The organism is Blautia sp. DFI.3.45, from assembly GCF_020593505.1.
In the GTDB taxonomy this organism is placed as follows: Bacteria; Bacillota; Clostridia; order Lachnospirales; family Lachnospiraceae; genus Blautia_A; species Blautia_A wexlerae.
On the sequence record NZ_JAJDMI010000021.1, the window covers coordinates 19,204 to 41,913 of the forward strand.

The window sequence follows — 22,710 nt, forward strand, 5'->3', positions numbered from 1 at the left end:
GTATAATGTGTAAAAATGATATGTGGCATGAATATGCCAAAATCCCGAGACATACAAGTCAAAATTCCATTGCCGCAGGCAATCTGGAATGAATTTTGGCTACGTTACTGTGAACAGTAATGAAAAGATAAAGCAAAATCAGTTGTTGATTACAACACCTTTCTGAAGCATTATATTTGCATACAGAGCTTTTTCGCTTGTGGAAATAATGCAATATGCAGTTTTGGCTTCTTCATAGAAAGCGAAACGTTCAATATTTCCAACCGCTTTATCGCCGCGCTCGTCATATTTGGCAACGATTTCTTTATATGTATCCCAGATTGGTGTTTCTACATTATCGCCAGGCATAACTTCCATGAGATTTACAGGATGCTCTACGTAAGTATCCAGTGGAAACAGTTTGAGGATCGCATCCAGGATTTCCGGTACACCATGTCCGTCACAGCGGATAGTGATGGCATTCTTTCCCATAGATTCAACAGGGAAGTTACCGTCTGCGATAACAAGACGATCGCTGTGTCCCATTTCACATAAAACTTTTAATAATTCCGGTGATAAAATTTCAGGAATTCCCTTTAACATAATTTGTATTCTCCTTTCAAAATTATGAAAATCATTGTAAACAGTTTAATGAAAAAAATCAGATTATTCAAGGCAATATTTTACGCAAAAAGAGTAAATTTTTATAGTTTACAGCGGAGGAAACAGTAATACACAGAGTTGTATGAAATGCACAAAAATATATTGAAAAAATTGAAAAAATAGTATAAATATGCTATTATCATTATAGCGAATCAAGCGGATATTTGAAATTTACTTTGCTGTTTGCTTATAACCGAATAGCTGCCTGGCAGAGGACTTACCTGATTCGGTAAAATAAGTAAAAGGATGCAGTAGTTTTAAGCCAAAATTCCATTGCCGCAGGCAATCTGGAATGAATTTTGGCTAAGTTAGTGTGAACGGAGTGAACAGTAACATTTTTATTTGGGTTATCAGGCAGAGGGATGATGCCTGATCTTATGGGGGATAAAATTTAATATGTACAAAATATTATTGGTAGACGACGAAATCCTGGTCAGGGATGCAATCAGGGAGAACATTGACTGGAAAAGCCTGGACTGTGAGCTTGTGGGGGATTGTGAGAATGGCAGACAGGCAGTGGAATTTGTGCAGAGCCACAAGGTGGATGTTGTATTGACAGATATCTGTATGCCTTATATGGATGGTATGGAACTGAGCGAGTTTCTTCATGATAATTATCCGGATATTCTTATTGTTATATTCAGCGGTTTTGGGGAATTTGAATATGCGAAGAAAGCAATCCGTTATAATGTAAGTGAATATATGCTCAAACCTGTCACAGCAATGGAACTGACAAAAGTGCTCCGGAATATGAAAGAAAAGCTGGATTCCAGAAAAAAAGAACAGAAAAAAATGGAATCCCTGTCGCAGACTTCAAAGGATTATCACAAGAATGTGGATGTCATCCGGTCGAAAGCACTGGAGACTCTTGTAAATTGTACCAGAGATGTACAGGTAAGTCTTCTGGAACTGAAAAAGCTGGGGATCAGCTTTGACTGTTCGAGCTACAGAGTAGCTGTTTTTGATATGGACACTTACTCAGAAATGTATCAGGTAGATATGCATAAACAGCAGGAAAGCGCATTGATGTCCTTTGTACTTTTTAATATAAGCAATGAAATTGTGACCAGAGAGAACGCAGGTGTTGCTTATCAGGAAGGCAGCAATCGGGTATGCATTATATTTACAGGATGCAGATCCAGAGAATTCGGAGACAAAATACATAGTATCTGTCAGGAAATCCAGCAGAAAGTAAAAGAAGTGATCGGGATTGAAACCTCTATAGGAATCGGAAGCTGGGTGAGATCACCTCAGGAACTGGTCTATTCCTATAAGCTTGCTGAGAAAGCCATTGGCTATCGGTATCTGCTGGGAGGCAGCCTCCTTTTGGATATGGAAGAAAAGAAAACGGACAACAGTATTAATCTTATAAAATCTCTGGAAACACTGACAGAAGAGATAAAGGTCGGAAACAGGCAGAAAGTGACAGAAATCCTGGAGCAGATCGAGCATGAGATCAAAGGGGCACTGGTGGAGAAAAGCTATGCCTGCATTTATCTTCAGCAGGTGATACGTGCCATCGGAAATACCTGCCAGTCCCTGAGTGATGATTCGGAAAAGATCATTGCTCAGAGAGAGAAGCTTCTGAAAGAAGTTTCTCAGGCAAAAACCTTTGATAAAGCAGTGACATTGGTGAAGGAGTATGCTGAAGGAGTATTTGAATCACTTCAGGATCTGAATAGTTCCAGCGGCCAGAGGCAGGGAATGATGGCTATGGATTATATCCGGAAAAATTATATGGATCCGGATCTGAGTCTGAACAGTATCTGTTCTTATCTGAATATCAGTACCAGCTATTTCAGCACTATTTTTAAGGAGATGACAGGGGAAACGTTTATCGAATCACTTACCAGGATAAGAATGGAGAAGGCCAGGGAACTTCTGGAGAATACAACGCTGAAGAATTATGAGATTGCGGAAAAAGTAGGATTTTCAGATCCACACTATTTCGGAATTTCATTTAAGAAGATGACAGGAAAAACACCTACCGAATATGCAAGGGAGAAACGCCGATGAAGATTTCTTCAAAATTTAAGAGTATTCAGAGTTCTATTTTCTGTGCGGTGTCGATCCTGGTATTAAGTGCTGTGCTGGTTGTGACAGTGGTATCTCTGAGATATACGAATTCATCTATTTATGAAAATTCTGTCATGTATACACAGACGATCATCAAACAGCTGAATCAGAATATAGATTCGTATATCAGTTATATGGATAATATTGCGTCAGTGATCGCGCAAAGTGGTGATGCTTATAAATATCTGTACAGTGAAAAAGGATATGGAGCCACAAAGGATGAAAATTACAGTGAATACAGACAGCGCCTTGTGGAACAGTTTAAAACGATCCTGAAGGGCAGGGCGGATATCAGAAATATCGGGATTGTCAGAGAGGATAAGAACTCTCCATCTCTGTTTGACAATGGATTATCTGTGAGAAATACATATGTAGATCTTAATACACAGCCATGGTATGCAGATGCAGTCGGAAAATATGACCGGTATAATCTGACATCTTCTCATGTGCAGAATGTGATAAAGGGAGAAAGACCATGGGTCATCACACTCAGCAGAGGAATCCGCAATTATATAGGAACAGAAGCAGAGGATGGAGTAGTTTTTCTGGATCTGAATTACAGTGCGATCAGTGAACTCTGTGCACAGAGCAGCATGGGAGATAAAGGATATGTTTTTATTCTTGATCAGAATGGAAATATCGTTTATCATCCACAACAGCAGCAGTTATATAATGAACTGCAGACAGAGAACATTTCACTTGTTATGAATGCAAAATCAGATATTGTTACTGTCGGAAAGGGAGATGACGAGAAAATTTATGCACTGTCCCATTCTGATATCACAGGATGGACTATTGTGGGATGCATGAATATGTCTGAACTTTTACGAAACAGCAGACAGACAAGAAGTATTTATGTGCTGGTAGCAGTGGGGCTGATCATAGTTGCTCTTCTGATATCCAGCCTGATTGCCAGAAATATTACGCTGCCGATCCAGAAGCTTCGTGATTCCATGAAAAGTGTGCAGAAAGGAAATTTTGATATTGAAGATATAGAGGTGATTTCCGACAATGAAATAGGAAGTCTTACCAGATCTTTTAATGTGATGACGCACAGGATACGGGAATTAATGGAGCAGAATGTAAAGGAGCAGGAGCAGAAGAGAAAAATAGAACTGAAAGCCCTGCAGTCGCAGATCAATCCACATTTTCTGTATAATACGCTGGATTCTATTATCTGGATGGCTGAAGGAAAGAAGAATGAGGAAGTGGTGATAATGACGGCTTCTCTGGCGCGACTGCTCAGACAGAGTATCAGCAATGAGGATGAGCTTGTAACAGTCGGACAGGAGATTGAATATGTCAGAAGTTACCTCACGATCCAGAAGATGCGCTACAAGGATAAGCTGGAATTTGAGATAAAGGCAGATCCATCCATTACACAGGTACCTATCATTCGTCTGGTATTGCAGCCGCTCGTGGAGAATGCAATTTATCATGGCTTAAAATATAAAGACAGTAAAGGACTGTTGACAGTACATGGATATATGAAAGGTGAGAATGCAGTAATCGATATTACGGACGATGGTGTGGGAATGGATGAGGAAACCCTGAAACATATTTATGATAAGCATAAGGTGAATTACCGTTCCAATGGAGTTGGGGTGTACAATGTGCAGCAGCGTCTGGTTTTATATTATGGAAAAGATTATGGCATTATCTATCACAGTGAAAAAGGAAAGGGAACCACAGCATCTGTTGTAATTCCCGGAATACAGGAGGAATCCCATGAAAAGTCATAAAAAAGAGATTATAACAGTTGCAATCCTTATGGCGGCAGCAGTGGTGATTTTTGCCGGAATCCTGAAACCGGAGGCGACACAGACGAAAAAATGCTCCCTCATTTATATTCCAAAGATCAGGGATAACACCAATGATTTCTGGACTTCGGTAATATCCGGCTGTAAGATGGCGGCAGAGGAATATGAATCTGACCTTGAAATCCTGGCTCCGGATAAAGAAGAGAATATAGAAGAACAGAATAAACTTCTGAAAAAGGCCATTGAGCAGAAACCGGATGCGATTCTGTTTTCTCCTTCCAGCATGGATGCATCAGATGAACTTCTGAAGGAAGCAAGAGAAAAAGGAATCCGTATTACCTATATTGATTCCTATACAAAAGAAGAATTGCAGGATCTCACAGTTGCCACAGATAATGTGAATGCGGGCAGGATGTTAGGAGAGTATGCCAGAAAATTAATCGATAAAGATTCAAAGATAGCCATTGTCAGCCATGTAAAAGGTGTTTCCACGGCTGTGGAGAGAGAACAGGGATTCAGGGAAGGTCTTGGTGACTATGCTGATAACATAGTAGATATTGTCTACTGTAACTCACTCTATGAGAAATCCTATGAACTGGCGCAGGAACTGATGAGGAAATATCCGGATCTGGAACTGATTGCAGGAATGAACGAATATTCTGCAGTTGGTGTGGGAAGAGCAGTCAGTGATGCAGGAGCGAAAGATAAGATCGCAGTAGTTGGTGTGGACTGTTCCCAGGAGGCCATCAATCTTATGGAAATGGGCGTTTATAAGGGAATTATTGTGCAGAAAGCATTCCGGATGGGGTATATCGGAGTGGAAGAAACCATTCATATGCTTAACGGGGATGCAGTAGAGAAGAATATTGATTCAGGATGCGAGCTGGTTACGCCGGAGAATATGTATAACAGTGATATTGAACGGCTGATCTTCCCGTTTAGCTGACTGACGCGTTGAAACGACTGCGTAATATAAGGATAAAAGAAGCAAAAAGGTTAAATATTTCTGGATGAAAAAAAGGAAATATTTAACCTTTTTTTGGAAGATATTTCATTACAATTATCCGACAGGTAAGGTAAGATATAGAAAACAAAGAGAGATACGAAATAACGTAAGGAGGGTGAAAAACTTGGAAAAGTTGAAACAAAATCCAATTGTGAAGAAACTCGGTCTGAACAGAATCCTGTTAGCATGTATTCTGGTTCTTATGTTCGTAGTCTTCAAAGTAGTTCTGGGAAGTAAGTTCCCTGTAGGTGACAGTATCAAATCTACTTTGAACTATGTATACTTCCTGGGCTTTCTGTCACTTGGAGTAACATTTGTAATTGCCACTGGAGGAATCGATTTCTCCATTGGACCGGTAATGTTCTGCTGTGCCCTGATCTCAGGTTACTGCATGACATCTTATCATGTACCTTGTGCAGCAGCAATGGTGATCTGTATCCTGATCGGATTTGCATTTGGCGTGTTTAATGGCTGGATGGTATCTTATATGTCAGTTCCGCCATTTATCATTTCCATGGCATCTATGAACATTGCAAAAGGTATTGCATCTGTATTTACAAAGACACAGTCCGTCAGCTGGCCGCTGGGAAGTGATCCTGTAAACGGATGGTTCAGAAATCTTATCTCCTATAAGGGATTCCCTGTAGGACTTGTGATTTTCCTGGCAGCAGCAGTGATCTGTGGAATTATTCTTTATAACACAAAACCGGGACGTTATATCCTTTGTCTTGGTTCTAACAGCGAAGCAGTAAGACTCAGCGGTGTTAATACAAAAAAATGGAGAATGCTTGCTTATGTGATCTGCGGTGTTCTTGTAGGAATCGGAGCAATTTTCTTTGTTGGCGCTTATACAACTGTTCAGCCTGGATACGGCGATCAGTACAACAATGAAGCGATTGCAGGCTGTGTAATGGGTGGTACATCCATGGTTGGCGGACTTGCTTCTATCGGCGGTACAGTCATCGGTGTATTTATCATTTCTCTTCTTCAGCAGGGTATCATGGCATTTGGTCTTGGTAAAGGTCAGCAGATGATCATCACAGGACTTATCGTAATTGTAGCAGTTTATGTCGACGTTTCTGCAAGACGCAGAAAGAACTGATCGGAAGGGAGGATGTAACAATGGGTGAAGTTATTTTGACTATGAAGGACATTGATAAGTCCTTTCCTGGAGTTCATGCTCTGGATCACGTTAATTTTGAAGTGAAACGCGGCGAAGTACATGCTCTTATGGGAGAAAACGGTGCCGGAAAGTCTACATTGATGAAAGTTCTTACCGGTATTTATCAGAAAGATTCAGGATCCATTACCTATAAAGGAAAGGAAACTGAATTCCATAACACAAGAGAAGCGCAGGATGCAGGTGTTGTAATCGTGCATCAGGAGCTGAACATGGTAGGTGATCTTACCGTAGCTCAGAATATTTTTATCGGACGTGAACCAAAGAAAGGGTTCAGCATTGATGATAAGAAAATGATCGAAGATTCCAAAAAACTCTTTCAGGAACTGAACATTGAAATCAATCCAAAAGAAAAGATGAACAATCTTACCGTCGGAAAACAGCAGATGTGTGAGATCGCAAAGGCTATTTCCCACAAAGCAGAGGTTATTATCTTTGATGAGCCGTCAGCAGCACTGACAGAGAAAGAGATTGCAGACTTATTCGAGATTATCCGTGATCTTCGTAAGAAAGGTCTTGGAATCGTTTATATTTCCCACCGTATGGATGAGATCAAAACGATCACTGACAGAGTAACAGTCATGCGAGATGGTGGTTATGTAGGAACGCTGATCACAGCAGACAGTACAAAAGAAGACATCATCAACATGATGGTTGGACGTGTCATTTATGAAGATCCTAAGGAACACAGCATGGTTGCACCGGATGCACCTGTTGTTCTTAAGGTAGAGAACCTGAATGCAGGTAAGATGGTTCAGAATGTAAGCTTTGAACTTCGCAAAGGTGAGATTCTTGGTTTCTCAGGACTGATGGGAGCCGGACGTACTGAGACAGCAAGAGCACTGTTTGGTGCTGACCCGAAACAGAGTGGAAAGATCTCTATAAGGGGAAAAGACGGACAGCTTCGCGAGGTAACTATCAACAGTCCTCAGGATGCAGTTAAATATGGTATTGGTTATCTGTCAGAGGACAGAAGAAGATATGGTTGTGTCGTACAGAAATCTGTAACAGAGAATACTACGCTGGCAACCATGGAAGAATTTACCAGTGGTATCTTCATTAATAAATCAAAAGAAAAAGAGGTTTCAGAGAAATACGTTAAAGAGCTGGCAACCAAAACTCCAAACTGCGAGCAGCTGGTAGTCAATCTTTCCGGTGGTAACCAGCAGAAGGTCGTTATCGCAAAATGGCTGACACGAGACAGTGAGATTCTTATTTTTGATGAGCCGACCAGAGGTATTGATGTTGGTGCCAAGAATGAAATTTACAAGTTAATGAACAGACTGGCTGCAGAAGGTAAATCTATTATCATGATTTCTTCTGAAATGACAGAAGTTCTCCGTATGAGTGACCGTATTATCGTTATGTGTGAAGGTAAGATTACAGGAAATATTGATATTTCCGAAGCTACACAGGAACACATTATGAATCATGCAACACGGAACATCAATTAAGGAGGAAAGTCATGACTAAGAAGAAAAAAAGTATTTTAAGTGATCAGAGATTTATTGTATTACTGGTTATTATTGTACTGTTTGCAATTTTCTCCTTTAAGAGCAGGGAGTTCAGACAGTATACCACAATCCTGAGTATGCTGGATTTCTCATATTATGATCTTCTGATGGCAATCGGTGTTACATTCCCTCTTATTACAGGAGGTGTAGACCTGTCAATCGGAACAGGTATGGTATGTTACGCATTGATCGCAGGATCTCTGGTAAGAAATAATAATCTTCCGGTTGTACTTGCAATGTTACTTTGCATTGTACTTGGAATTATTGTAGGAGCAGCAAATGGTGTGCTGATCGGTATTATGAACCTGCCGCCATTCCTTGCAACACTTTGTACCTGTATGATTACCCGAGGTGCAGGATCCCTGTGCAGTGCCACTCCCTGGCCGGGACTTACACAGGAGGGCGGATGGTTCCATTCAATCTTTAAGATTACAGTTGGAACAGGAAGAAGTGCTTCCCGTTATCCTATCGGTTTCTTATGGATGATCATTCTGGTCCTTGTAATGGAATATGTTCTGAATCATACAAAATTCGGTCGTTATACGATCGCGATCGGTTCCAATAAAGAAGCAGCAGCTCTTTCGGGAATCAACGTTAAATTCTATCATGTTATGGTATATGTAGTATGCGGACTCTTCACAGGTCTTGCAGCTATCGCATATGCGGCAGTTACACCAACTGTACAGCCTGGTACCGGTGCTGGACTTGAAATGGATGCCATCGGTGGAGTATTCGTAGGTGGTGTTGCAGCAACAGGTGGTTATGGATCAGTAATCGGTACTTTAGCCGGTATCTTCGTTATCATGCTTCTGAAAACCGGTCTTCCATATATCGGACTTCAGGCAAACTGGCAGCAGATCATTACAGGTGCAGTTCTTATCATTGCAGTACTGATCGATATCATGAAAGAAAAGAAAGCAGCAGCAAAATAATTTTCAAAACTGAATAAAGAAAAATGCATCTTACGACAGATGCAAAACAGCAGGATATGAAACAACGGAGGGCTTCCAGGGGATGTTCGGCGACAGTATTGTCATATGTGTATTTTGGGGAAGGCGGAACGAGAGAGGAAGCCTCCGGGGTATCATTTATAAAAAAACTATATTAAAAATGTATATTTAAAAGGAGGAAATTTTAAATGAAAGCAAAAAAAGTGATCGCATTAGTTATGTGTGCAGCAATGGTAGCAGGAATGTCCGCATCAAGCGTTATGGCAGCCGATATGCCGGAACAGTTCAAAGATCTGAAAGCTAATGAAGCTTATGATTTCCCGATGATGGTTAAATCTTTCCAGTCTACATACTGGGATGCAGCTCAGGAAGGTATGAAGAAAGCTGCTGATGAACTTGGTGTTACATACAAGGCACAGGGACCAAACAGTGAATCTGATATCGCTGACCAGGTTAACATGATCAACACAGCAATCGCTGCAAAGCCGGCAGGTTTAGGTCTTGCTGCATGCGATACTTCTTCCGTTCTTGATGCACTTCAGGAATGCGTTGACAAAGGAATCCCGGTAGTAACATTTGATACAGGTATCGCTGACGCTCCGGAAGGCTCTGTAGTATGTGAAGTTTGTACAGACAACGCACAGGCTGGTTCTGTTGCAGCTGAAAACATGTACAATGCGATCAAAGATGTTGTAGCTAATGCAGATGGACAGGTTATCATCGGTGAAGTTAACCAGGATGCTACAGGTCAGAATATTCAGCAGCGTGGCGGCGGATTTATTGACAAAATGATCGAACTGCTTCAGGCTGACGGAAAAACAGTTGCAGTTAAAGGTAACGAGTTCTATGTAAACGCAGCTAAAGGTGCAGATGCAAAAGAAGCAGACGCAGACGTTGTTATCCAGGTCGCTGTTCCTGCACAGACAACTGTAGAGCTTTGCTCAACAGAGGCTCAGGCAATCCTTTCTCAGGAAAACTGCATCGCTATCTTCGGTTCCAACCAGACAGCAGCAGAAGGTGTTCTTGCAGCTAATGCTAACCTGAACGTTCTTGGTTCTGACGCAGGAGCAGGCGATGTTATCGGTGTTGGTTTCGATGCTGGTTCTATCATTAAAGCCGCTGTACAGGATGGAACATTCATCGGTGCTGTTACACAGTCTCCTCTGATGATGGGTTACTATGCAATCTACGCTCTGACAGCAGCAGCTAACGGACAGGAACTTGAAGATGTTCCTACAGATGGATACTGGTATGATTCCACAAACATGGACAGCGAAGAAATCGCTCCTAACCTTTATGACTAATCGATAAGTAAATATCGAGAGGAAATGAATCCTTAGAATTAAGTATTAATTATTAATACAAATACAGACGCCGCACTGCCGTATGGCAAGTGCGGCGTTGTTGTTCAAACAATAAAACAATGATTGGAAATGATGATTTTATTAAGTTGTAAAGATACTTATTTCGACGATAGATTTCAAAATAGCAAATAAGGACACTTTTTCAGACAAACAAGGTTCTTATTTTGGGGGAGTAAGTTGAGATAAAATGAAATCATCAGATATGAAGAGCGTATAAATTCATATATTGAGGAGGTTTTGCAATGGCAGCATATTATTTAGCAGTAGATATCGGAGCATCCAGCGGACGTCATATCCTTGGACATATGGAAAACGGAAAAATGGTTCTGGAAGAAATTTATCGTTTTGAGAATGGAATGGTAAAGAAAGACGGAGAACTCTGCTGGGAATTTGACCGTCTTTTCAAAGAGGTAGTAAATGGTCTGAAGAAATGTAAAGAAATCGGCAAGATTCCGGTAAGTATGGGCGTGGACACATGGGGCGTTGACTTCGTACTTCTGGACAAAAATGACAATGTTCTTGGAAATACAGTAGGATATCGTGACCACCGTACAGAGGGAATGGATAAAGAAGTTTATAAGGCAATTTCCCTGAAAGATCTCTATGCAAGAACAGGTATCCAGAAAGCTGATTATAATACGATCTATCAGCTGATGGCAGTGAAAAAGAAACATCCGGAATATCTGGAACAGGCGGAGACACTTCTTCATGTGCCGGATTATTTCCATTTCCTTCTTACAGGACAGAAAACCTGTGAGTACACAGAAGCTACGACAGGACAGCTTGTAAGCCCGATTACTAAGGACTGGGATTATGAACTGATCGATATGCTCGGTTATCCGAGAAAAATGTTTCAGAAGCTGATCATGCCCGGAACAGGCATCGGACATTTGTCAGATAAGATCAGAGAAGAAGTGGGCTTTGATCTGGAAGTGGTTGCACCTGCAACACATGATACAGGATCCGCTGTACTGGCAGTTCCTGCAAATGACGATGATTTTATCTACATCAGCTCCGGAACATGGTCACTGATGGGAATTGAGAGAAAAGAAGCTGACTGCTCTGAGAAGAGCTGTGAGATGAACTTCACAAATGAAGGCGGTTATGCAGGCCGTTTCCGTTACCTGAAGAATATCATGGGACTCTGGATGATCCAGTCTGTGCGTCATGAAGTAAATGATGCATACAGCTTTGCAGAAATCTGCGCAATGGCAGAGGAAGCAAAGGATTTCCCGTCAAGAGTAGACGCAAATGATGAGTGTTTCCTTTCTCCTGACAATATGACAGAGGAAGTTAAGGATTACTGCCGCAGAACAGGACAGAAGGTTCCGGAAACTCTGGGAGAGATTGCAACAGTTATCTACACAAGTCTTGCGGAATGCTATGCAAAGACAGCAAAAGAGCTGGAAGAGATGACAGGCAGGACTTACAGCCGTATTCATATCGTGGGCGGCGGTTCCAACGCAGGATATCTCAATGAGCTGACTGCAAAGGCAACAAAGAAAGAAATCCATGCAGGTCCAGGAGAGGCAACTGCAATCGGAAATATCACAGCACAGATGCTGAAAGCAGAAGAGTTTAAAACCATTGAAGAGGCTCGTACTATCATTCATGAATCCTTTGGTGTAAAAGTTTATAAATAATAAAAAGGGAACAGGGCGTTGGCTCTGTTCCTTTTGTGTCTGCGATAATAAGAAAAAAATTTCAACCGGGAGGTTTTAATTTTATATATCTGAGAAGGTTGTCTGAAAAAAATGAATCGTATATAATGAGGTTAAAAGGTGTTTGGAAAATCATTCGTTACTGTGAACGGAGTGAACAGTAACTGTGGCTGTGAGAAAGGAGTCAACGGCGAGGGAATATGTTGACTATCATGGGGTTTCAAAGTATAATGATGGCTGGTGAATTGGGCGGAAATACAGGGTGATTCATCAGAGGTAAGTGATTGATTTTAATAGATAAAGGCAGGTTATATATGAATACAATTAGTGTGGAAGAGCTGGAGAAGATTGATTCTTCTAAGATTACGATCGTGGATGTGCGGCCGGCGGATCAGTACAGCAGGGGATCTTTTCCGGGGGCAGTGAATATTCCGCTGGATGAGTTTGAGGAAAGAATGGAGTCTGTGGACAGGGAGAAGATGGTGTATGTTCTCTGTCATACGGGGGACAGAAGCCGGGATTGTGTGGAGAAGCTGAGTGATGCAGGGTATGAGGCTGTGAATATTGAAGGTGGATATCGTGCGTATCTGAGACTTTCTCTGAGCCGTTTTATGGAGAATGATGCTAAGGAGCAGAAGGAACTGAAGACGAAAGAGATTGAGCACAGTATTATCAAGACGTTCAGAAAGACGGTCTGGAGACCGTTTACCAAGGCTTTGAATGAGTATCAGCTGATTCAGGAGGGAGATAAGATTGCTGTCTGTATTTCAGGTGGTAAGGACTCTATGTTGATGGCGAAGCTGCTTCAGGAGCTGAAGCGCCATGGGAAGATTCATTTTGAACTGGTGTTTCTGGTAATGAATCCGGGCTATAATGCGGATAACTGGAAGATTATTCAGGATAATGCAGAGCTTCTGGGAATTCCTCTTACGGTTTTTGAAAGTGATATTTTTGATACAGTGGCAGAAATTGAGAATAATCCCTGTTATCTTTGTGCGAGAATGAGACGTGGTTATCTGTATTCTCATGCCAAGGAGCTGGGATGTAATAAGATTGCGCTGGGACATCATTTTGATGATGTGATCGAGACAATCCTCATGGGTATGCTGTACAGTGGTAAGGTGGAGACTATGATGCCGAAGCTGCACAGTCAGAATTTTGAGGGAATGGAACTGATCCGTCCCATGTATCTGATCAAGGAATCTGCGATCAAGGCATGGAGAGATACTAATGGGTTGCACTTCATTCAGTGTGCATGCCGTTTCACCGAGAACTGTGTAAGCTGTGGGGGCGGACGTGGTTCCAAGCGTGATGAGATGAAAGAGTTGGTTGCACAGTTTAGAAATACAAGTAGTGTGATCGAGACGAATATCTTTAACAGTGTGCGGGATATTAATCTTCGTACTGTTATGGGATATCATAAAGATGGAGAATATTATAATTTCCTGGATGACTATGATCAGCGTGGAAATAAGGGCGTTGATAAGGATAAAGAATGATAACAGCAAAATCTTCATTTGTGGAAGAGAAATACGCTGCTCAGTATTATAGTGGGAACGGTTGTCTGTATGTTTCTGGTGCAGGTGGTGTTCTAAAAGGAGGAATCCATGACCTTACAGGAAATTCTTGAAAGTGTAAAAAGTGGTTCTGTATCTGTAGAAGAGGCAGAGAGAATCCTTAAGAAAGAAAGTTATGAAGAAATGGGATATGCGAAGCTGGATACAAGCCGCAAGGCAAGAACCGGTTTCGCAGAAGTAATCTACTGCAGTAATAAGGCAGATGAACATCTTCTGAATATTTTTGAAAGATTATACAGAGAAGACGGCGAGGTATTTGGAACCAGAGCTTCCCAACATCAGTATGAACTGGTGAAAGAGAAGTTTCCGGAAACAGAATATGATCCGATCTCACGCATCTTAAAGGTTGAAAAGAAAGATAAGAAGCGTATTGGTAAGATCGCCGTGTGTTCAGCAGGAACTGCAGATATTCCGGTTGCTGAGGAAGCTGCACAGACAGCGGAATATTTTGGTACAAATGTTGAACGGATTTATGATGTGGGAGTCAGCGGAATGCATCGTTTATTTTCCAGACTGGAGACAATCCAGAGTGCGAACTGTGTAATTGCAGTTGCGGGAATGGAGGGAGCTCTTGCCAGTGTGATGGGCGGTCTGGTGAGCAGACCGGTAATCGCAGTACCGACTTCTGTGGGTTATGGTGCAAGTATGCATGGTCTTTCGGCACTTCTTACCATGATCAATTCCTGTGCGAATGGGATTGCTGTGGTGAATATTGATAACGGCTACGGTGCCGGCTATCTGGCAACACAGATCAACCGTCTGGCAGCAGGTACAGATGAGAAAGGAAATTGATTATGGGGAAAACATTATATCTGGAATGTTATTCAGGGATAAGTGGTGATATGACGGTTGCGGCTCTTCTTGATCTGGGAGCTGACCGCTCAGTGCTGGACAGGGTGCTGAAGAGTCTTAAGGTATCAGGATTTGAGACAAAGATCAGCAGAGTTGTGAAGTCCGGAATAGATGCATGTGATTTTGATGTTGTGCTGGATAAAGAGCATGAAAATCATGACCATGATATGGAATATCTGCATGGACATCATCATGAAGGCCATGAGAGCAATCACGCCCATGGCACAGGAACAGCGCAAGACCATCACCATCACGAGCACCGTGGAATAAAAGAAATTACCTATATTATAGAGCATAGCGCAATGACTGAGAATGCAAAGAAGATCGCATTGCGTATATTTGAAATTCTTGCAGAGGCAGAGAGTAAAGCACACAATGTGCCTGTGGATCAGGTGCATTTTCATGAGGTGGGAGCAGTGGACTCTATTGTGGATATTGTGTCTGTGGCAGTCTGCCTGGATAATCTGGATGTTACAGAGGTGATCGTTCCTGTTCTCTGCGAGGGACGTGGAACTGTCCGTTGTCAGCATGGCATCCTGCCAATCCCGGTTCCGGCAGTTGCAAATATAGTAAGTGCCAATCATTTACATCTGAAAATGACAGAGGTAGAAGGTGAACTTGTAACGCCTACAGGTGCGGCGATAGTGGCAGCAGTAAAAACAAAGGATAAACTTCCGGAAACATTTGAAATCCAGAAGATTGGAATCGGTGCAGGTAAACGCCAGTATGAGTGTCCGGGAATCCTAAGGGCAATGATTATCTCACAGAGCGCAGAAATAGATGAAGAAAAGGCTCAGACAGAAGAATTCAAAAACGCGGAAATCGGAAATAATCCGAAAGCTGAAAATCAGGAAACCAAAGATACGATTATCAAGATGGAGACAAACATTGATGACTGCAGTGGAGAAGTTCTGGGATTTGTCATGGAACGTCTGATGAAAGCCGGTGCCAGAGATGTGCATTATGTGCCTGTTTTTATGAAAAAGAACAGACCTGCATGGGTTCTGAATGTGATCTGTAAGGAAGAAGATATGGAAACGCTTCAGAATATTATTTTTGAAGAAACTACTACGATTGGAATTCGTTATAGCAGAATGGAACGTACGATTCTTCCCAGAGAAACGAGAACCCTTCCGACTCCATGGGGAGAAGTTCTGGCAAAGGTATGCACTTTGAATGGAAAAGAGCAGCTTTATCCGGAATATGAGAGCGTTGCACAGTTGAGCAGAGAAAAAGAGATCCCATTTACAGAAATTTACCGTTATATTGTTTTGGCAAATAAAGACAAAGAATAACAATGTAAAAGAAAACAGTCACATACTTGAGTGAATATCTCAATATTCATCAGATGTATGTGACTGTTTCTTTTTATTTTTTATGAGGTGACATCTCGTTCAATTCTAACTGCTGTCTGGTAATTCCTGCAATTGAGGCAGGTAAATCTGATTGATTTGGTTAAATTACAGAGCACTTACTCCGTCATCATCATAACGGTCATATTCAGCTCCCTCATATCCGATCATGCGGATAGTAGAAGGATCGATATCCTTTACTGTCTGCGCAACATCAGCAACCGGGATTGCTTTTCCTTTGCGAATAAACAGTGGAACTTCATTCAGGGCAACTTCTACATAGTGATGTCCTTTTTCAAGAATCTCCTGAGAAATTGTTCCGTCAGGCAGGAATTTTACGAACATCATTTCTTCTGGCAGATATACATAGCGGCCTTTTGCATTCTGTGTATAAACAGGTGCGATCATGATTTCGTTTCCAAGGAGAAGCTGGTCCTCTACCTGAGTTGCGAATGCATCGTCTGTGTAGTCAAATGCCAGCGGACGGAACATCATGTCGTCGTTTAATGCTGCTTTCATGTATTCACTGTACAGATATGGAACAAGGCGATATCTGACACCGATCACATGGCGGAAGTCTTCGATATTTTCAAACTGGTAAGCTTCCTGTTCTCTGGTTCCCAGAGCGGAGTGGTTTCTCATAAGAGGTGTGAATACACCAAGTGCCAGCCAGCGCAGTACCAGGTCACGTGTGGTATCTGCACCGAAACCGCCCAGATCTGCACCTGTGTAAAGGAAACCGCACATATTCAGGGATGGAAGCATCTTTAAGTTCAGAAGGATGTGTGACCACCAGGATTTGTTGTCTCCCATCCAGATTCCACCGTATCTGTGCATTCCCACATAGGAGGAACGGGAGAACATCAGGAAACGTTTGCCAGGTGCGATTTTTTCAAATGCTTCACCTGCTGCACGGGTCATGTTATAGCCAAACAGGTTATGTACCTTGTCGTGGCGGATCTTCTGACCGTTTACATTGTGATAGAAGCGTTTGTAATCTTCCGGATTATTTGCAAGTCCTTTTACCTTTGCGCCAAGAACGAATCCAGATGTTTCTTCATTGTCCATGAAGTTGTCTTTGATGTATTCTTTTAATTCAGCAACGCCTTCCGGTGTGCAGAACATTGCAGGCTCGTTCATGTCATTCCAGAAACCGTCGATTCCTTTGGAAATGAGACGTTCATATTTCTGTCCGAACCATGCTCTGGCATCTGCGTTCAGGACATCCGGGAAATGAGTCCAGCCCGGCCATACAGCGGAAACGAAATCACTGCCGTCTTCACGTTTGCAGAAGTAGTTCTTCTCAACGCCTTCTTCATAAACATCATAGCCAGCCTCTACCTTGACACCTGCATCGATGATCGGGACAAGGTGGATGCCTTTTTCTTTCATTTCATTGACATAGGCTTCAAAGTCAGGGAAGTTTTCCTGATTGACTGTGAAATCTTTGTAGTCTTCCATGTAATCGATATCCATGTATACCATATCGATTGGAATATTGTTTTCGCGATATCCGTCAGCGGCTTTTCTGAAGTCGTCAGCAGTTGTATATCCCCAGCGGCTCTGACCGAAACCAAATGCGAATTTAGGCGGGATATAGCTTCTTCCGATGATTTTACGGAACTGTTTTACGATATCGTAAGGAGTTTCACCATCGATCACATACAGATAAAGGTCTGCATCCTCACAGGTGATCTTTAACTGGGAAGAGAGTGTGTAACCGATATCAAACTTCAGTTTTCCTGGATAATCAACGAAGAGACCGAAAGTCTGCTTTCCAGAGATTACGAGGAAGTTGTGTGCTCCGTAGAGGGAGATTTTATCTTCTGTATGGTTTGGCTGGTCGGAGCAGTTGCTTTCATAAACATATCCACGTTTGTTGATTCCGCGGTTTGATTCGCCCAGACCATAGACAACATCGTTGTCATCCATGTCATAAGTAAAAGAGAAGCCGTTCTCTGTGGAGATAGTTCCGTATGCAGGAGTTCCCTCAGAAGCCGGGATAGAAGTTACGATGGCATCGGTTTCAAATGGGGTCCCGTAAGTATATTTCTGAATCATTTTGTCATGTCCTCCTTAGGTTGAAAAGTGTTAAATTAATGACTGAAACGCTTAAGTGCTATTGGAAAATACACATATGTTTTCCTTGATTTCATATTTACAATAATAGAGGTTTGGGTGAGGAAATGCTACTGAAATTATGACAAATTTATACGTTATTTTGACTTTTGCTCAAACTGTGAAGCAGTGATATGGGTATGGCAAGCAGTGGAGCGGCTGATCGTATCTGTTTGCGCTGTTAACTTATTGTGCTTTAATGCTTTATCTTAATAGAATTTTTCTGTACATACGGTGAAAAAAGTGCTAAACTGTTATTATTACACGAAAGAAAGGTTTATTTAACATGCTTCAGACAATTGAATCCATCAATAACGTCGTAAATAATTTTATCTGGGGTGTCCCGGCTATGATCTGTATTATCGGCGTAGGGCTTTACCTGAGCCTGCGGACTGGTTTTGTCCAGATCCGCAAATTCCCGTATGCGCTTAAAACCACACTGGGAAGAATTTTTAAGAAAAAAGAGGCCTCTGACGGTTCCATGACACCTTTTCAGGCAGTCTGTACTGCGTTGGCAGGTACAGTAGGTACTGGAAATATCGCCGGTGTTGCCGGAGCTATCGCCATCGGCGGACCGGGAGCTGTATTCTGGATGTGGATTTCCGCGCTCCTTGGAATGTGCACGAAATTTACAGAGGTTACTCTGGCAGTACATTTCCGTGAGAGAAACAGACATGGGGATTATGTAGGCGGACCTATGTATTATATTAAGAACGGATTGGGAAAGAATTGGAGATTTCTTGCAGTTCTTTATTCTGCATTCGGTGTACTGACTGTATTTGGAACAGGTAATGCTACTCAGGTAAATACCATTACAACAGCAATTGATACAGCTCTTATTAACTTCAATGTGATTTCAGAGTCTTCCACAGGCAGACTGAATCTGATCCTTGGAATTGTGATCACGCTGCTGGTTGGTATGGTACTGCTGGGCGGTATCAAGCGAATCGGAAGTGTTTCCGAGAAGCTGGTGCCCTTTATGGCATTGTTTTATATTGTACTTGCATTGGGTGTTGTGATCTTAAATATCGGAAGAGTTCCGGCAGTTTTCCATGATATTGTTTATGGAGCCTTTAATCCGTCAGCAGTGACAGGAGGTGTGATCGGAAGCTTTTTCCTCAGTATGAAAAAGGGTGTTTCCAGAGGTATTTTCTCCAATGAAGCCGGACTTGGTACAGGGTCTATCGCTCATGCCTGTGCAGATACAAGCAAACCTGTAAAACAGGGTATGTTTGGTATCTTTGAGGTATTTGCAGATACGATCGTGATCTGTACTCTGACAGCACTTGTGATCCTTGTAAGCGGCGTGCCGGTAAATTACGGTGCAGCGGCAGGCGCAGAACTTACAATTTCCGGATTTACTGCTACATACGGAGGCTGGGTTTCTATCTTTACAGCAGTTGCCATGTGTTGCTTTGCGTTCTCAACGATTATCGGATGGGGACTTTACGGAGCACGCTGCATTGAATTCTTATTCTCTGCAAAAGTTATCCGCCCATTTATGATTGCCTATTCATTAGTGGCAATCCTTGGTGCAACTGTAAATCTGGGACTTCTCTGGAGCATTGCTGAGACATTCAACGGTCTCATGGCAATCCCCAACTTAATTGGTGTATTCCTGCTTTCAGGAACTGCCATTACACTTACAAAAGAGTATTTTGCACAGAAATGATAAAAACAGTCTGGAGAGTTTTCTTCAGGCTGTTTATTAGTTTACCTGATGCTTGATGTTAGGTTATTGTTCAGACCCTTGCATAGGGCATTAGTAAAAATGACGAATTTTAAATTTTTTTATTGATGTTATGTACTGTTTTTTATCCGTCATTTTTACTTTATCCACAACCACCCGGATTCGCTTTTTTGCGGCTTTTCCCTTATAATGTGTATATAGATTTCAACGATTTCAGGAGGGAAGTGAGTGGACATTGAACTTATTCTATTCACTTCCCTTTTGTATTTCATCAGGAGAAAGCAGGCATAGAATATTTTTACCATAAAAATGTGATGATCCAACTATGATCTGACAGAAAAATAACAGATTAAAATATAAATCAGCTGTTCTTTAAGTGAAAATGTTTTCAGTACTTCGTTCTTCCATACATCTTCAGGATAAACATCGCCCAGATAAGTATCCCGTCCACAGTACAGTCCATAAAGAAGCAGCCTTTTTCCCTCTCGGACAGCCTCCGGTTCCATGATTAGTCCCCAGCGAAGCTGATCCATCAGATGAAGATAAAGAGACACACATAAAACCAGATTGCTGTTTCTGTTTCGCGATAGAAGTATTCCTTCCAGCTCAGAAGCTTTCTTAAAACTAATATTGTATGCATGAAAAAGAATCTCATGCTCTGTATAAAAATCCCACAGAGTTCCCGGGGTGATTCCATATCTGCCAGTACGAACAAGAACCTGAAACTGTCTCGGACCACAGGCAGCTGTCTGTTTCATCAGGGCATGTTTTACTGCCATACGGACTGCCCTGCCAATCAGCTCTCCAAGCTTGGAATGTCCGGAGGCATCGGTAAGTGTCAGCTCTCCCTCCATAGCCGAGGCAATCACCATTCCGTCAGTACCAGAACCTGTCGCGATTTCTTCTGAATAACAGCTTCCAAGTAAGAGATGTGAAACGGCCGCTGCTTTTGCCTCCGAAGCAATCATCATTGAGCGGACCATGGCTGCCTCTGTAACATTCTGATTGATATAGATAAAAACATTGATCGTACCGGGTGGCAGCATCTCGTAAGCGCCGTTTCTTTCATAGTAAGAAGAAGGATCTCCCGGACACATTCCGTTTGAATCAATTCCCCCTGTAACAGCAGCAGTCACGGATAACTCCTGATAACAGATTTTCTCAACAGCACACAGTTCAGTCCATGCCGCTGTGCTGAGTGCGGTTGCTGTCTGCGGATCAATTCCCAGCTCTTTTGTATGAATGTTCAGGTCTTCCTCATAGGTGTTTCCAAGCATTTCACATTCATAGGCACCATTCATGCAGTTGATATTTAAAGCATGCGTGAGATGAGCAGTGATCCCGCCATTAAGAGGACTGGTGCTAAGAACCCTTGTTTTTCCCGGAAAAGAAAAAACAGTACATCCCTTCTTTTGAAAATAAGTAAAAGTATCATTCATAAACATTCCTCTTTTTTGTCTGTTCAATACAGATTTTGTTGTTATTAGGAAAAGTATTCTACTTTGAATCCTGACTGCTGGCAGTATCTGTCTACTTTAGAACCTTTATAACAGCGGATTGTAGCCGCTTTGTTGATGATCCATTCCCCGATAAATTCAGGATCATGGCGAATCTCCAGATACTGCAGGCGGTTACATCCATGAAAGATCCATTTTCCAAGGTATCTGACATTGGGCGGAATCACCACAGAGGTCAGATTACAGCACTTAAAAAAAGCACTCTCATCAAGAACTTCCAGCGAATCAGGCAGCTGCAGCGAATCCATTCCGCAGAAATAGAAAGCCTGCTTTCCGATAACCCTTAAATCCCCCCCCCGGAAAAGAAATACAACTCAGTTTCTTACATTTATAAAAAGCCCTGTCATCGATTTCTTCCAGAGAGGCAGGGAAAACAACTTCCGTAAGAGTAGCGCATTCTGAAAAGGCATTCGGACCGATAAATGTCAGTTTGCTGTTCGGGGCGAACTCCAGACTGTTCAGTTTTCGGCCATTGTTAAATGCATTTTTTGGAATACTGGTAAGGCTGGCGGGAATTTTGACTTTTTTCAGAGAAATGCAGTCTGAAAATACCCCTATGCCAAGTTTTTGCAGATGTTCAGGAAGCTCTATTCTGCTTAACCGGGAACATCCCTGAAAGGCTTTGTTTCCAATCTGTTCCATTTCATAGGGAAATACCACAGAACGAATATCAGGTCTGTTAAAAAAGGTTTCTGCTGAGATAGAGCGGCAGTTTTGTGGAAGTTCCATATTCTTCTCAATATACTGTCCGCAGTTACGACGCGTAAGTGTCAGAGAATTTGACATAAAAAAATACTCCTTTGCTGATAGACAATGTTGTTTTCTCTGCATGGGAGTAGTATGGACTATGATAAAAATAACAAGGTACCGATAACTGCCGGTGTTCTATATTCCTTAAAAGGAACAGAGAAAACATATGTAAGGATGATACTTCTGTAAAAAAGAGAACACTAAAGAAGATCACCCTTCCATTTCCTATTGCGTGTAGTTAATGGCGGCAGTTTATAGCAGGTATTCTGACTCACGCAGTAACGCCATGTCTCTCCTTCTCGCATAACGATGCAATGGATATGAGATATGGCTGCACGTATACAGCAGCACGACTGTTCAGGATTCTGACCTGATTCCCTCTTAGCTGAAAGTCCGACATTTCTATACCGTGACTGACAGAACTAAAAACCGGTAATTGTCAATGAATGTTCGATTAAATTGTATTATACACTTTTTTTGGAGAAAAGACAACAAATTTTTTGAGGGGGAGACAAAATCAGGGAGGGGACGCGCAGGGAAAGCGTTTCTTTTCTGTGCGCTGGTTATTGGATGTGTGGGGATTTGTATGATTTGCAGGTAATGTTTTTGGTTTTGAATAATTGCGCGTCGCATTCTCGTTACTTTAGGAAGAAAGTTATACCAGCCAGTGCAGTCCGCTGTCACCGGAAGTAGGGAAAAGA

Annotated in this window: 18 protein-coding genes and 1 riboswitch; of the genes, 13 read left to right on the plus strand and 5 right to left on the minus strand. The window is 42.0% G+C overall.

All coding sequences use genetic code 11. From position 1 onward, the window contains the following. Nucleotides 1–138: 138 nt before the first annotated feature. Complete coding sequence (locus LJE09_RS09150; protein ID WP_008708382.1) at nt 139–582, minus strand: RbsD/FucU family protein; 444 nt, start codon at nt 580–582, stop codon at nt 139–141. A gap of 456 nt (nt 583–1,038) precedes the next feature. On the opposite strand from LJE09_RS09150, the gene LJE09_RS09155 reads away from it, so the two are divergent. The 12 genes from LJE09_RS09155 (at nt 1,039) to larC (ending at nt 15,877) form a co-directional block, all read left to right on the plus strand. Continuing rightward, nucleotides 1,039–2,658 carry a response regulator gene (locus LJE09_RS09155; protein ID WP_227311230.1) on the plus strand — a complete coding sequence of 540 codons (1,620 nt, stop codon included), beginning with the start codon at nt 1,039–1,041 and terminating at the stop codon, nt 2,656–2,658. Next, nucleotides 2,655–4,460: a sensor histidine kinase gene (locus LJE09_RS09160; RefSeq protein WP_118614480.1), complete on the plus strand. Its 1,806-nt coding sequence runs from the start codon at nt 2,655–2,657 to the stop codon at nt 4,458–4,460. Before LJE09_RS09155 ends, LJE09_RS09160 begins: the two co-directional genes overlap by 4 nt. After that, complete coding sequence (locus tag LJE09_RS09165; protein ID WP_227311231.1) at nt 4,447–5,424, plus strand: substrate-binding domain-containing protein; 978 nt, start codon at nt 4,447–4,449, stop codon at nt 5,422–5,424. Before LJE09_RS09160 ends, LJE09_RS09165 begins: the two co-directional genes overlap by 14 nt. A 184-nt stretch (nt 5,425–5,608) precedes the next feature. Continuing rightward, a complete protein-coding gene (locus tag LJE09_RS09170; protein ID WP_008705559.1) occupies nt 5,609–6,586 on the plus strand; it encodes an ABC transporter permease in 978 nt (325 codons plus the stop codon). Nucleotides 6,587–6,606: 20 nt separating this feature from the next. Continuing rightward, nucleotides 6,607–8,118 (plus strand): sugar ABC transporter ATP-binding protein, encoded by a 1,512-nt coding sequence (locus LJE09_RS09175; RefSeq protein ID WP_008705558.1) that lies wholly within the window; start codon nt 6,607–6,609, stop codon nt 8,116–8,118. Nucleotides 8,119–8,129: 11 nt separating this feature from the next. Continuing rightward, nucleotides 8,130–9,110, plus strand: coding sequence for an ABC transporter permease (locus LJE09_RS09180; protein WP_008705556.1), 981 nt, complete (start codon nt 8,130–8,132; stop codon nt 9,108–9,110). A 206-nt stretch (nt 9,111–9,316) separates the two neighbouring features. Further along, complete coding sequence (locus tag LJE09_RS09185) at nt 9,317–10,432, plus strand: substrate-binding domain-containing protein (RefSeq protein WP_118571276.1); 1,116 nt, start codon at nt 9,317–9,319, stop codon at nt 10,430–10,432. Between the two features lie 302 nt (nt 10,433–10,734). Then, nucleotides 10,735–12,135, plus strand: coding sequence for a rhamnulokinase (rhaB, locus tag LJE09_RS09190; protein ID WP_025580508.1), 1,401 nt, complete (start codon nt 10,735–10,737; stop codon nt 12,133–12,135). 332 nt (nt 12,136–12,467) lie between these two features. Next, nucleotides 12,468–13,652 carry an ATP-binding protein gene (locus LJE09_RS09195; RefSeq protein WP_055200689.1) on the plus strand — a complete coding sequence of 395 codons (1,185 nt, stop codon included), beginning with the start codon at nt 12,468–12,470 and terminating at the stop codon, nt 13,650–13,652. Beyond that, nucleotides 13,649–13,783, plus strand: coding sequence for a hypothetical protein (locus LJE09_RS18210; protein ID WP_306797807.1), 135 nt, complete (start codon nt 13,649–13,651; stop codon nt 13,781–13,783). Before LJE09_RS09195 ends, LJE09_RS18210 begins: the two co-directional genes overlap by 4 nt. Then, complete coding sequence (larB, locus tag LJE09_RS09205; RefSeq protein WP_020993373.1) at nt 13,761–14,522, plus strand: nickel pincer cofactor biosynthesis protein LarB; 762 nt, start codon at nt 13,761–13,763, stop codon at nt 14,520–14,522. Before LJE09_RS18210 ends, larB begins: the two co-directional genes overlap by 23 nt. A 2-nt stretch (nt 14,523–14,524) precedes the next feature. Continuing rightward, nucleotides 14,525–15,877, plus strand: coding sequence for a nickel pincer cofactor biosynthesis protein LarC (gene larC, locus LJE09_RS09210; protein ID WP_227311233.1), 1,353 nt, complete (start codon nt 14,525–14,527; stop codon nt 15,875–15,877). Nucleotides 15,878–16,042: 165 nt separating this feature from the next. Here the strand turns inward: larC and LJE09_RS09215 are convergent, their stop codons facing one another. Then, nucleotides 16,043–17,995 (minus strand): glycoside hydrolase family 31 protein, encoded by a 1,953-nt coding sequence (locus LJE09_RS09215; RefSeq protein ID WP_227311234.1) that lies wholly within the window; start codon nt 17,993–17,995, stop codon nt 16,043–16,045. A 343-nt stretch (nt 17,996–18,338) separates the two neighbouring features. On the opposite strand from LJE09_RS09215, the gene LJE09_RS09220 reads away from it, so the two are divergent. Continuing rightward, nucleotides 18,339–19,724, plus strand: a complete 1,386-nt coding sequence (locus LJE09_RS09220; protein ID WP_055150890.1) for an alanine/glycine:cation symporter family protein — start codon at nt 18,339–18,341, stop codon at nt 19,722–19,724. A 341-nt stretch (nt 19,725–20,065) separates the two neighbouring features. Here LJE09_RS09220 and LJE09_RS09225 read toward each other — a convergent pair whose 3' ends face one another. From LJE09_RS09225 to LJE09_RS09235, 3 genes are read right to left on the minus strand one after another with little or no spacing between them, the layout of a single operon-like run. After that, entirely contained in the window at nt 20,066–21,181 is a 1,116-nt protein-coding gene (locus LJE09_RS09225) for an adenosylcobinamide amidohydrolase (protein ID WP_025580994.1), read from the minus strand. A gap of 44 nt (nt 21,182–21,225) precedes the next feature. Then, on the minus strand, nt 21,226–21,507 hold the full coding sequence (locus LJE09_RS09230) for a leucine-rich repeat protein (protein ID WP_025580995.1): 282 nt from the start codon (nt 21,505–21,507) through the stop codon (nt 21,226–21,228). Beyond that, nucleotides 21,485–22,045: a leucine-rich repeat domain-containing protein gene (locus tag LJE09_RS09235; protein WP_161233740.1), complete on the minus strand. Its 561-nt coding sequence runs from the start codon at nt 22,043–22,045 to the stop codon at nt 21,485–21,487. Before LJE09_RS09235 ends, LJE09_RS09230 begins: the two co-directional genes overlap by 23 nt. Before the next feature lie 203 nt (nt 22,046–22,248). After that, nucleotides 22,249–22,451, minus strand: a riboswitch (cobalamin riboswitch). Between the last annotated feature and the right edge of the window lie 259 nt (nt 22,452–22,710).